The organism is Enterococcus sp. AZ188 (assembly GCF_050544075.1).
Taxonomy (GTDB): Bacteria; Bacillota; Bacilli; order Lactobacillales; family Enterococcaceae; genus Enterococcus_D; species Enterococcus_D entomosocium.
Genome location: NZ_CP172943.1, coordinates 893694 through 906182, shown reverse-complemented (window position 1 = coordinate 906182; position 12489 = coordinate 893694). Strand labels below are relative to the sequence as shown.

The following is a 12489-nucleotide window of genomic DNA, read 5'->3' as shown; positions in this document are numbered from 1 at the left end:
AACAATATTAATGATTCTTTGAACGCCATTTGATCGTGTCTTTCGTCTTGCGCTGTTTCGTTACTTTGATTCCTTTTGGAGCCACACGAATCGCATAATCTTCCTTTTTCACCACATCATAGACATGCTCTGCAACTTCCGTTACTTTTTCTTTTAGATTCAATTTAAATTTCATGTGTTTTCATCTCCCGAATGCTTTACTAATAGCCTATCGCAAATAAAAAAAATCTTCAACTTATAGCCCTTCATAAAAAAGGATTTTTAGGGTTTTCGTTCCTCTTTATTGGACAAGCGATTTAGACGCAACCAATGCTTCGTAATGCTGAACTGTTTTTCTAGGTTTAGAAGAAAATTTGTTGAACAAACGGAACGATCCTTTCTTCTCCCCTTCACCGTTCCCCATTTCTGGCAATACAGCATTATTGACATAGCTTTGGTTTGAAGGATGTTTGCAGAAACTTATCTTTTTCATATGCTCCTCGTTTCTTATCAAATGAGACTGAGTTTGATAGACAGATTGTCTCCAGTTAGACGCACTTATTTTCTATTTTCAATAAAAAAGTGTCAGTAGAAAATCCAACGATTTCCCACCAACACAAAATAGTGTAGTTTCCAACTACCACGAAGTTCGATTAATAAATTAAATAGTCAGAAGCACCAGCTTGCTTGATCTCGATCACTAGCTTATGAGGCAGGCAAATGCTCGTCTGTCCATTGCGATAGATCCAGCTGGTTTTGACAGCAATTTGGTCCGGGCTATTGTCTTCACGCACTCGGATCGCACCATCTTTGATCTCGACGATATTGTACTGACCTTCTGCTGGATAATACGTTTTTTCCATCGCATCGATTTCTTCCAAGTTGAAACGGTCAACTTCTTCCCCATTGATTCGCACGATCGCATAACGATCCCCAGTATCACTTTGGGCTTGCGCTTCAAATAGAAAAAGCGGTAAAAAAGAGCCAACAACTAATAGAACAAACAATAGATAATCATAGGGCTTTAATAGTTTTAAAAATGGCTGGATCGTCTTTTTCATCACATGTACGCCTTTCACTGTTCATTCACTGTTCCTTTTTAGAAGGTAATCGCTCTTCGAAAAAAGCAGTTAGATCAATGATCTCTTCCTCTGTGAAGGTTTCTTGCTCCCATTGGTCAAGAATTTGTTCTTGCAAAGCCAAATCCATTTCCCAAAAATGATCGATCTTCTTGAAATGCTTTGGGTCAAAGGAACGAAACACGGGGTAGATCATCAAAAATTCTTCAAAGGTAAGATCCCAGTCCTCAGTATAATCTTTAACGACCCCTTCTGACAAGGCTTTTTCCGTTGGATCGCCATTTTCTTTGATTAAACCAGCTTCGTAAAAATGGCGATAGATGGCCTCTTTGGTGATCTCTGGATGAAATTTTTTACTGTGACGATAGGCTTCTTCAATCAATGACGGATAGATGATCTCCATTTTCCCCCTGCTTTCTGGACGGCGTCATAAGACGGCGTTAATTCTTTTCGATTGGGTGCTGTGCTTTGTATTCTGCTAAAGATACATGGTGGCTGCGCTTGAAGGTTCCTGTTGTCCCATCAAACGAAATCGCTGGGGATTTGACGCCATGGTGGGTCCGACGCTTATTCTTTTTTGCTTTTGATGTTTTTCTTGCAGGTACTGCCATGTCATTTCCAACTTTCTGTCACTTTTTCATTATGCACGCAGCTGCAATGCATTTTTTCGTTTGTTTCGTTTAAATTCATGAATGATTTTTAATGCGCGTTTCCTTGTTTTGATGTTCGGGCTCTTTAAACGTCGATACGCACTAGACAAGTCCGTTTTTTCCATGTTGACTCCTTTCTGTTACCAGCTTGCTTTTGTAACGCCGGGAATTTCTCCGAGGTGTGCATGCTTACGGAAATTGATCCGTGACATGCCGAATTTATTCATGTAGCCCCGAGGACGACCATCGATCATATCCCGTTTCTTCAAACGAGTCGGATTCGAATCCTTCGGTAGTTTGGCCAATGCTTGGGTATCTCCTTGCGCTTTTAATTCTTGACGCACTGCTCGGTATTGTTCGATCAGTTGTACTTGCTTGTTGTATTTTGCCATTTTTGATTTTTTTGCCATTCAGTTATTGTCCTTCCTATTTCTTGATTTCACGAAAAATCGCTCTGCGCCGCAACTTTGGTGAATATTTTTTTAATTCTAAACGTTCCGGCGTATTGCGCTGGTTCTTATTAGTCAAATAAAGTCTTTCCCCTGTCTCCACACATGCCAAAATAATATTGTTTCTCATAATAACCAGCTCCTTTCTCTTGCGTCACACCAAAAAAGGTTAAAGTGTAACGATTACGTTTTGTATCATATCACACTCAAACATAGGAAGCAAGCAAAACTATTTCTTCTTTTTGTTATTTAACACGTGAAGAAAACGTCATATGAATTTGTTTTCAATCGTTGCTGTCATTGGCGGCAAGGTAACAGGAACCTGTAGCTTTTGATCGCGCAAAAAAACCACCTGATCTTTAAGGAATCACTGGTCGGGCTTTTCAAGCAGCCCACGTCGTGATCCTTTATCAGGTGATTTCTTTCGATTAATTTACTGATTTGTTCTCATGTGATGCAAGCCATTCACTGATCGCTTGCAAGCGTTCTATCCGCAAGTTCGGCAAGCCATTGCGTGATAAACCATGAGAGGATTGAGGAAACAGCATCAGCTTCGTATCGACGCCTTTACGCTGCAACGCCATGTAAAACTGCTGTCCTTGTTCTTGCGGACATCGCAAATCATTTTCCCCATGGAGTACTAGCGTAGGTGTCTTGACTTGGCTGGCATAGGCCAAAGGCGACATCTTCCAAAGTCCTTCGGTCTCATCAAGTTCCCGCAACAATTGGAACTTGACAAAGGCAGGTCCAATGTCGCTCGTCCCATAAAAGCTGATCCAATTTGAGATCGAGCGTTGCGTAACTGCCGCACAAAAACGATCGGTATGACCAACGATCCAGTTGGTCATAAAGCCACCATAGCTGCCACCAGCTACATGGATCGTGTTCGTATCGATTTCTGGATGGTTTGCCACCACGGCATCAACCCCCAACAGCAAGTCTTGATAATCTTTATTGCCATAATCACCTAAAATCGATTTGACAAACGCCTGACCGTACCCTTGCCCGCCACGAGGGTTCAACAAGATGACCCCATAGCCGTTAGCGGCATGGACTTGCATCTCGTGGAAAAATGTTTCGCCGTAGCAGACTTGCGGACCGCCATGGATGTACAAAATTGCTGGATGACTTTCTTGTGTTTCGGTCGGGGGCAAATACCAGCCTTGAATTTGCCAACCATCTGCTCCTTCGTACCAAAACGCTTCGGGTTTACTGATCGCTAACTGTGACATAATTGCTTGGTTGGGATCATATAGATCAGTTACTTCGCCACTTGTTAAGTCAATCAAGCCTAAGCGACTAGGGATCGATGGCGTCGCATAAGCAACAGCAAGTTTGGCTTCCGAATAGATCGCCGCATCAAGGATATCCATTTTTTCATCAAGCAGTTTGGTCCATTCTCCTTGGATCGAGGCGCGGTACAATTGTAGCTTGCCATGCTCCGTTACGGGTACAAGGAATGTGTCATCCGTCAACCAGGTGATCGCTACGCCGCGATTTTTTTGTTGAAAATCACTGATGATCGCATTGCCAAAAGCGATGTCAAGATCTTGGGAAAGATTTTTGACCGCTTTTGTTTTTAAGTCGACCAAAAACAAATCATCCAAGGTCACAAAACCATAGGAAAGATCATTGCCTAATAGTAATAGCTGATCATTGTGCGCTGCAGCAAAAGTATACGTTCCTTCTGGCAGAATGTTTTCTAAACTTTCTGTCTTTTTCGTCTGACTATTTAGGAGACAAACCTTCGAGCCATAATCCCACTCGTCTTCTTCCTCTTTGTCAAAAGTGAAAAACAAAGTCTCTTGATCATCCGCTAAGCCAGAGAACACAAAGGGATACTTATGCTCAAAAATCAGTTCCGTTTCTTGTGTCGCGATCGTTTTTTTGATGATCGAATGTTTTTTTTCTTTTAAAAAGCCGACGCCATCCGCCAAATAATTGACTTTCGTAGTAGCTTTTACTTGTGGAAATTCCTTTTGCTTGTCCGTCTTTTCTTTGTCGTCTTGATTCTCTGAAACCGTCTCCTCTTGTGCCAGCTGGTAATAGATAGCCGTTGCGTCTTGCTTCCAAAAATAGTCGCCCAGACCTTTTTCAGTGACAAGTGCTTGGGGCTTGCCGCCGGACACCGCCATCGTCCATAACGTACTTTCACCTTTCTTTGGATCGGTCGTCACAAAACTGAGCCATTGCTCATCTGGCGAGACCTTTAGACTGTTGTGGGTCGTCGCTTCTGTTCCCCACTCACGCCGTTCATTGGTCTTTGCGTCAATACTAAAAATCGCTGAATCATACGTGTTGGTCTCTGGGTTGACTATCGTTTCCAAGTAAAAAACCTGATTTTGCCCCACTGCAGGCTGCGCAATCGTTTTCAGTTCAAACAGTGTCTCATTCGTTATTTTTTTCATCCATTTCCCTCCAAATATACGTGTTTTCGTAGTAACTACCTACTAGTATATCAAAAGAAACGAATTTTTCTGCTTTTTTTAATAGTGAAATCCTCGCAAATTCGCTACTTCTTCAAAACCAGCCGACATCCCTGTCTGCCTTAAGATCTCCTGCCCATTTTCTAAAAGGGTCAAGGTGATTTCCGTACTGGCACTTTCGCGAATGATCCGATTCATTTGCCCAATAGAAGGTGCCCTCAAAGAATGCCCTTCTTTCGTCAAAACTTCGATCGTTAAGGACCATTGTTTTTGTTTGAGATGGATCACTAAACGGTCTTCCGTGCGTTTGACATCATGAATCTTTGCACTATGATAAGTAGCAAAACGATATTCTTGGCTCCCGACTTGCAGAACACAAATCGTTCCCAAAAAAGCAAAACCAGCAAAGGGAATGTCGGCTGCGGAGAAAAAGAACCGAACATCTGGCGCATCAAAGCTGTTGCATTGAACCCAAATATAAGCTGCTGGAAAGGAGGTTCCCCAATCTTTTTCCAAATAACCGATCCCGTTCGTAAAATCGATTGCTTCGTCGTTCCACTGCAGCGTACCTTCTAAGGTATGACTCATGCTCAAGACCCCGTGATAACACTCCATAAATGACAGATACGAAAAAGGACCCATGATACTCGGCGCATAACGTGTCCGCTGAATCGGTTTGTGGTCGTTATACTTTACTGACCCTTGTACTTGAAGTTCGTTATTTTTTAAAGAGACTTGGATGCCTGCTTCACTAAAGATATTGTCACCAATCGTTACTTTACGCTCCTCTTCTGACACTTGAAAGTCAGTTTCTGGAAAGGAAAAGTAATGCGCACCCTCATGATTGATCACTTGAATGAATACTTCTTTGGTCCCGTCTTTTTGAATCGAAAAACCAGGAATAAAAGCATAGACTTCTTCACCGATTTGGTGTTTATGGTACCAGCCTTCAAAAAAAGCGGTCTGCTTGTCGTGGCCGTGAAAGAACTGATCTGTTGTCAACATCTTGATTTCCCTCCGTTTCTTTTTTAGTGTAGCATGAAGCAGAAAGATTCCTCAGGATAATGCTTTTTCTATGTAAAAAAAGCCAGAAACAAGCAAGACACTTGTTTCTGGCTTTGCTTATTGCTCTTTCATCACTCGTTTGAAAATATTCTAGCAGAATAAAAAAATCTCCTAAGAAGAATTTTCTTCTAGGAGATGTTTTTATCAAATATATCAACGTTTCACCCCACGTTGATAGGAATCATTGTACGCTTGAAAGGACTTATCGTGAAGTTTAGCCGCTGCATCTGCCAACCAGTTGGCATTTCTGATCAATGCGCGCCCTTGTAAAACCAAATCCACTTGATTGGTTTGCAAAAGATATTCGCAAAGATCAGGATTATCCAATAAACCGACTGCTGCTACGGGAATATCGACCACTTGCTTGATGGCTGCAGCAAAGGGCACTTGGTAGCCATCATAGATCGGAATATTAGGCTTTTTATCCACCACACCGCCTGTGGAGCAGTCAAGACAATCAATGCCATCTGCTTGAAGCCATTGGGCTACTTGCTGCCAATCTTCCAACGAATTTTGGCGTCCTGGTTCTTCATAGTCTGTCAGTGACAAGCGCATCCACAATGCCCCAGAAAAGACCGCCCGAACTGCTTGTACCGTTTCTTTTACAAAGCGATACCTATTCTCTAAGGAACCACCATACAGGTCGGTGCGTTGATTGACGAGAGGGGAAAGAAATTGATCCATCAAGTAGCCATGAGCCCCATGAAGTTCGATCATCGTGACACCCGCTTTGGCTGCTCGTTGGGCAGCCTGAACAAAACTATCTTGCACCCGTTTGATTTCCGACAGGGTCATTTCTGACGGTAACGGGTAGCGTTCGTTAAAGGCAACGGCACTTGGTGCCAAAGGATTGGTGGCATCAACTGCTTTTCGTCCTGCATGGCTTAGTTGGATGCCTACTTGCGCATCGAACCCATGCAGCAGTTCCACCAATTTCGTCAGTTCTGTTTGCTGTTCTTCATTCCATAACCCTAGATCATTGTTTGTGATTCGTCCGTCTGGTTCAACGGCAGTTGCTTCGATAATGATCAATCCGGCTTTGCTTAATGCTCGTGCCCCATAGTGAACAAAATGAAAGGGCTCCGCAACACCGTCTTCTTTTTTTACTTCATACATACACATCGGCGACATAACGACGCGGTTGGCCAATGTTAAATTCGCTAGCTTCACTGGTGACAATAGTTTGGACATGTTGACACTCCCTCAACGATTTTTCGCTTTGTATTTTTCTCTATATTCAGTATAAACAGCCCCTTCAAAAACACAAGCAATGACCCTTTTTCTCATTTTTAAAACAAAAAAATAGACGCATTCTGCTTGCTCCCATGACATTGGAACAATCAGATGCCTCTTCCCACTATTATTATACCGCATCCAGAGTCAAAAAAATAGACTAGTATTTTTGGTGGATGCCCGTATAATTGAGTTACTTTGGAGAATGGATGTGAGTCTGAATGAACAACCTAAAGGCTGAAAAGAAGCATCTCGCAGACACGTACCAGCAATTGCTGACACGAAAGACAGTGCTGAACAGTTTCTTGACTGAAGGCAGAAAAAAAGATCGCCTCGCGATGCAAAGCATCGGCGAAGAGATTCGCTTAAACTTTGATAATTTTGCTGACCGTTTAGATACTTTTGCTGCCATCGAAAGTAAGAATCGTGAGATCGACCAAATGAACGCCGCTCTTCAATCTGCTGAACGTGAATTAGCTGCCATCGACCGTCTTCTGGATAGTCCCTACTTTGGTAAAATCTCCCTACAATTTGAAGATGAGGAAACGATAGAAGATTTTTACATTGGGATCAATGGTTTTGTTAATGAAAATAAGGAAGGGCTGATCTATGATTGGCGCTCCCCAATTGCCGAATTGTTCTATGCCAAACGCTTGGGTCCGGTCTCATATCAAGTGAACAATCAGACGATTTCTGCCGTTCTTGAACAACGCCGTCAATTTATTATCGAAAAAGATCAATTGAAGCAAGCCTTTGATACCTCAGTGGCGATTCAAGATGACGTGTTACTGGCAGCCCTTGAAGCCAATAATAGCCAAAAAATGCAGGATATCACTGCTTCGATCCAACACGAACAAAACGTCATCATCCGTGACTTAGCGCATAAAAACCTACTGGTCAACGGTGTTGCTGGAAGCGGAAAAACTTCTGCTGTCATGCAGCGGATCGCCTTTTTGCTGTACCATTTTCGTGAAGAGATGACCGCAGAGAATGTCTTGATCCTCTCCCCGAATTCGCGGTTTATTGATTATATTTCGCAAGTGCTGCCTTCCCTCGGTGAAAAAAATCCATTGACGTTGACCATGCGGCAGTTTTGCCAAGCATTTCCTAGCGTTGACTTAGAATCGGAAGAGGCTTATTTTGACCGCATCCAGCAAGCACCCAGTGAAGCAATCGAACTTTTACGCAGTGCTGACTTCAGCCGCTTTCTTCAATCCTTGAGCAAACAGCTGCCAGAAGAACTTGTGCTTCAGTTTAAACCAATCAAAAGAAAAAACGTCGTCCTTTTTTCTGAAGAAACGATCGACACTTTCTTCCAAGAAACACCGAAACAGGCACCCTTGCGCGATCGCATCCAAGCTGTCAAAAAGAAATTGGCTTACGCTTGGGAGGAACGATTGCAAAAAAATGCCTTAGCAGCGAATGTTCACGACCAAGTTCGTTCTTTGACTGAAGATGAACTACGATCCCTTTTAGGGACAGTTTTAAAAGATGATTCAGAAAAAACGATTCAGAAAGCAGCCCTTCGCCTCCTAAAGAAAAAATATGCAAAAGTTACGAAACAAATCAACGACCTTACGTGGTTTGATACGAAACAATTGTTAGCAGACAGTGCCGACTATTTTACTCATGGACAGATCACTTTGACGCAAACAACAGATAGTTTGGATTATACTGTTTGTCTATTGCTGATACGTCATTTGGTGGCCGAAAAACAACCTGTCCCTGCTTTGCGCTATCTCTTTATCGACGAAGTCCAAGATTATACGCCAGCACAACTGCAGTTTCTATTATGTCTTTTTCCTATGACCGCTTTCACCCTCGTGGGGGATCAGCAACAGGCGATTTTTACAAGTGCCATCACCGTATCAGAAATCCAAACGATATTTCAACAACAGGCGAAATCCCTCGAAACGTATCAGCTGACTACGAGTTATCGGTCTAGCGGTGCAATCACACGGTTATTTGCTCAAATGCTACCAAAAGAAACCAATTTAAAAATCTCTGCCGTTCGACCAGCAGGAAAGTTGCCACAGTTTTATGCCAATCTGACTGACGTTGCCTTGGTAGACATAGTAAAGGAACTTAAGCAGCCAGTAACGATCATCACAAAAGATAGTCGATCCAGTGAAGAGCTTAAACAATTCTTCGATAAACAGGCCGTGTCATTTCATGGAACGGTTTTACCGATTCATCTTGCCAAAGGATTGGAATTTAAGCAGGTTCTTTTATATGATGTTTCAGCAGAAAATTATCATACCGATCAAGATCAGCGGATTCTCTATACGGCGATTTCTCGTGCAATGGAAGAACTGATGGTAACTTCAAAAACGACCTTTTCACCGTTTCTCACTATTTGATAGTAGAACGAGAAACCTCCTATTTTCTATAGAATCTTGATAAGATTTGAGAGAACCCTGTCTTGTCTCTCTGGGTAATTCTCTTGTCTGACCGATTTAGAAAGCGATCGATCAAATAAAAAGGCTCTATAATTTATGGGACTGATGAATCAGAATTGATTCTTCAGTCCCATTTTCATTTTAGGTATTAAAAAACATATCGTTCTCTAGTATGATTAAATCACCACAAAATAAACAACTGAGAGGACGATATGCTATATGAATGATTCTATCAAAAAAATGCTGAGAATAATAGAGAAAGATTTGATGATTATAGAGGTCTCTTACGAGACCCTTCAGAAGAAAAAGACGTTGGTCGTCGATGCTGTTCTCTCGCCTACTCCTCGTGCTTGTAGAAGTTGTGGTTCTACTGTGGTAGATGGAAACGGGAAAGCAATTATAGTGAAAAATGGGAAGAAGGAAACGATTGTCCGTTTTGAACAATACAATCATATGCCTTTGGTTATGCGCCTAAAAAAGCAGCGCTATACCTGTAAAAACTGCCGAACCCATTGGACTGCTCAAAGTTATTTTGTCCAACCCAGACATTCAATCGCAAATCATGTTAGATATAAAATTGCTTCTTTACTGACTGAAAAAGTATCTTTATCTTTTATTGCGAAAAGCTGTCAGGTATCTTTGACCACCGTTATTCGTACATTGAAAGAGTTTAAAAGCTATTTACCAAAGCAATCTAAGAAGATTCTCCCCAGAGTATTGATGGTTGATGAATTTCGTTCGCATGCTTCCATAGAAGATAAAATGAGCTTTATTTGCGCAGATGGCGAAACAGGAAAATTAATAGATGTTTTGCCTACGCGTAAATTACCTCGATTAACAAGCTATTTCTTAGGTTGTACCAATCCAGAAGAAGTAGAATTCTTGGTGACAGACATGAACGCCGCCTACTTCCAGCTCACCAAACGTGTTCTGCCAAATGCGAAAGTAGTGATTGATCGGTTTCATATTGTCAAACACATGAATCAAGCGTTCAATGAGTTGCGTATCCGTGAAATGAATGAACTTCGTAAAGCGGGACAGAAAAGCCAGGCAGAAAAACTGAAAAAGAACTGGCGCTTTTTGCTAAAAAATCGTGCAAACATCAACCATTATGAATACAAAACATGGAAAAGTTTCCGAGCACCAAAATACCCATTTCTTACTGAAGCAATGATGATTGATCGATTGCTTGAGTTTTCTACGCCCCTGAAGGAGGCGTACCCCTTTTTTCATGAATTAGTTGAAGCCTTTCGAGACAAAGACCCTGACTTATTTTTCTGCATATTGGCAGAACTTCCCGAAACGTTAGATGACGGCTTTCGGGAGAAGCTTCAAAACCTTCTGACTTATGAAGAAGGCATCACCAACGCAATGATCTATCCTTATTCCAATGGAAAAATAGAAGCGAAGAATACCCACATAAAGACAATGAAACGAGTATCCTACGGATTTAAATCATTCGAGAACATGAGAATTAGAATCTTTTTGATCAATCAATTAATCAATGTAAGATAACAAAAAATCTGAGCCAGAATGTGGTTCATTCTGACCCAGATTTGATTTTGCACAACTCATCAGTCCTTATTGACAAAGAGCCAATAAAAAAGCATCAACGCGATTGCGTTGATGCTTTGCTTTTGATTTGATTAGCGATGGATGTAAGTATATCCAGATGCGCTCAATGTTGCAGTGTTTGGTCCACCAGGACTGTCAAAGCCCATTCCGCCTTGAGAGATCGTGATCGTATTGTTTGATGGGTTGTATGATTCAACATAGGCTACGTGACCATAAGTTGGATCAGCAGTCCAAACGCCACCAACTGATTGACCAGCGGCAAAGACTACAACAGCACCGGCTGCTGGTGTACCATTGACAGTGTACCCATCAGCTGCAGCTGACGCACCCCATTGGGCCCCGTTACCCCAGTAAGTACCTACCCAAGGAGCGCGGTTTTTCACGTACCAAGTACATTGACCCCAAGCATACATGTTCCCTGAGCTTGAATGATCTTTTCCGCCGCCTGTAGAAGTACTTCCGGTAGAATCATTGTTTGATGAAGAGTTTGAACCTGAGTTACTTGAACTTGAATTGCTTGAACTTGAATTGCTTGAACCAGTGTTCGAAGAGCTTGTGTTCGATGAACTTGAGCTGTTAGAACTGCTAGTATTGCTTGAACTTGAGCTTGTGTTGCTTGAAGAACTACTTGTTGCTGTTTCAGTAGAAGCAACTGTATTTTCTGTCGTGCTCTCTGTTGATTGGGCAGCAGCTTCTTCTTGTGCTTCTTTCAAAGCAGCAGCTTGTCTTTCTTCTTCTGCTTTTTGAGCAGCAGCAGCTTCTTGTTGTTCTTTCAAGACACGGGCTTTTTCAGCTTCCGCTTCTTGTTTTTTCTTGTTCAATGCATCTTTGTCTTTTTCAGCAGTTGCTTGTTCTGCTGCTAAGTTTGCTTTCAAGACATTTAAATCAGCTTGTTTTGCTGCAATGGCATCTTTTTGTTGGCTAAGTTCTGCTTGGTTTGCAGCAACTTCTTGGATCTTGCTTTCGTTTTCTTTGACTTTGTCTTCAACATCTTGTTTGTCTTGTTTTTGTTGTTCAACTAAATCATTGTTTGCATTGACGATCGTTGTCATCGCTTGTACTCGACCGATAACATCCGTTAAAGAATCTGCTTCTAAAACAGCATCAATGAAATTGGTGCTTTGACCGTTAACTTGTACATCACGGGCTTGCTTTTGAATTGCTTCTTCACGTTTGGCAATACGCAATTTCAATGTTGCGATTTTGTCTTGCAATTTCTCAGCTTCTTGACCTAACTCAACTTGTTTTGCTTCTAATGAAGCAACTTTTGCACTCACTGTTTCAATTTCTGCTTCTAGAGAATCGATCTGTGATTGGGCGTCAGCTTGCTGACCTTTAAGAGAATTGATTTTTTGGTCTTGCTGCTCGATTTGATCATCAATGGAATCTGCAAATGCTAATGCAGGTGCTGCAACTGCGGTTAATGTTAGTGAACACACCATTAATGCTGATAACAAACTATTCTTCACTCGTTTTTCCTCCGACTAGCTGGTTGATTTGACAGATGAACTGCCTTTATAAAAACTTAATTTTGTCTAAGAAAGTTTAATGTTCGATTTAACGACAAATGAATTCTACCATAATGATATGACACACAGATAAAGGAAATGTTACAAAAATGTTTCAATCTAACA

At 41.7% G+C, this 12489-nt stretch carries 14 protein-coding genes; 2 read left to right on the top strand and 12 right to left on the bottom strand.

Translation table 11 applies throughout. From position 1 onward, the window contains the following. Nucleotides 1-7 precede the first annotated feature (7 nt). From IGI86_RS04175 to IGI86_RS04125, 11 genes are all read right to left on the bottom strand, one after another. Nucleotides 8-175, bottom strand: a complete 168-nt coding sequence (locus tag IGI86_RS04175; protein ID WP_005237320.1) for a hypothetical protein — start codon at nucleotides 173-175, stop codon at nucleotides 8-10. Between the two features lie 105 nt (nucleotides 176-280). Beyond that, the gene (locus tag IGI86_RS04170; RefSeq protein WP_005237321.1) at nucleotides 281-472 is read right to left on the bottom strand and encodes a hypothetical protein; all 192 of its coding nucleotides are present in this window, start codon (nucleotides 470-472) and stop codon (nucleotides 281-283) included. A 160-nt stretch (nucleotides 473-632) separates the two neighbouring features. Beyond that, on the bottom strand, nucleotides 633-1040 hold the full coding sequence (locus tag IGI86_RS04165; RefSeq protein WP_005237322.1) for a NusG domain II-containing protein: 408 nt from the start codon (nucleotides 1038-1040) through the stop codon (nucleotides 633-635). A gap of 25 nt (nucleotides 1041-1065) precedes the next feature. After that, nucleotides 1066-1461, bottom strand: coding sequence for a hypothetical protein (locus IGI86_RS04160; RefSeq protein WP_086332112.1), 396 nt, complete (start codon nucleotides 1459-1461; stop codon nucleotides 1066-1068). A 37-nt stretch (nucleotides 1462-1498) separates the two neighbouring features. Next, nucleotides 1499-1669 (bottom strand): 50S ribosomal protein L32, encoded by a 171-nt coding sequence (gene rpmF, locus IGI86_RS04155; RefSeq protein ID WP_005237324.1) that lies wholly within the window; start codon nucleotides 1667-1669, stop codon nucleotides 1499-1501. Between the two features lie 29 nt (nucleotides 1670-1698). Then, nucleotides 1699-1833, bottom strand: coding sequence for a putative metal homeostasis protein (locus IGI86_RS04150; RefSeq protein WP_005237325.1), 135 nt, complete (start codon nucleotides 1831-1833; stop codon nucleotides 1699-1701). 15 nt (nucleotides 1834-1848) lie between these two features. Then, nucleotides 1849-2118 carry a 30S ribosomal protein S14 gene (gene rpsN / locus IGI86_RS04145; RefSeq protein WP_005237326.1) on the bottom strand — a complete coding sequence of 90 codons (270 nt, stop codon included), beginning with the start codon at nucleotides 2116-2118 and terminating at the stop codon, nucleotides 1849-1851. Nucleotides 2119-2134: 16 nt separating this feature from the next. Beyond that, entirely contained in the window at nucleotides 2135-2287 is a 153-nt protein-coding gene (gene rpmG / locus IGI86_RS04140) for a 50S ribosomal protein L33 (protein WP_005225339.1), read from the bottom strand. Between the two features lie 298 nt (nucleotides 2288-2585). Then, nucleotides 2586-4565, bottom strand: a complete 1980-nt coding sequence (locus tag IGI86_RS04135) for a prolyl oligopeptidase family serine peptidase (protein WP_430617760.1) — start codon at nucleotides 4563-4565, stop codon at nucleotides 2586-2588. A gap of 78 nt (nucleotides 4566-4643) precedes the next feature. Beyond that, nucleotides 4644-5588, bottom strand: a complete 945-nt coding sequence (locus tag IGI86_RS04130) for a tocopherol cyclase family protein (RefSeq protein ID WP_430617759.1) — start codon at nucleotides 5586-5588, stop codon at nucleotides 4644-4646. Nucleotides 5589-5801: 213 nt separating this feature from the next. After that, nucleotides 5802-6839, bottom strand: a complete 1038-nt coding sequence (locus tag IGI86_RS04125; RefSeq protein WP_430617758.1) for an NADH:flavin oxidoreductase/NADH oxidase — start codon at nucleotides 6837-6839, stop codon at nucleotides 5802-5804. A 263-nt stretch (nucleotides 6840-7102) separates the two neighbouring features. On the opposite strand from IGI86_RS04125, the gene IGI86_RS04120 reads away from it, so the two are divergent. Both IGI86_RS04120 and IGI86_RS04115 read left to right on the top strand, forming a co-directional pair. After that, nucleotides 7103-9241: a HelD family protein gene (locus IGI86_RS04120; protein WP_430617757.1), complete on the top strand. Its 2139-nt coding sequence runs from the start codon at nucleotides 7103-7105 to the stop codon at nucleotides 9239-9241. A 258-nt stretch (nucleotides 9242-9499) separates the two neighbouring features. Further along, nucleotides 9500-10795 (top strand): ISL3-like element ISEfa11 family transposase, encoded by a 1296-nt coding sequence (locus IGI86_RS04115; RefSeq protein WP_429972316.1) that lies wholly within the window; start codon nucleotides 9500-9502, stop codon nucleotides 10793-10795. A 131-nt stretch (nucleotides 10796-10926) separates the two neighbouring features. Here IGI86_RS04115 and IGI86_RS04110 read toward each other — a convergent pair whose 3' ends face one another. Then, a complete protein-coding gene (locus IGI86_RS04110) occupies nucleotides 10927-12324 on the bottom strand; it encodes a CHAP domain-containing protein (RefSeq protein WP_430617756.1) in 1398 nt (465 codons plus the stop codon). Nucleotides 12325-12489: the final 165 nt, after the last annotated feature.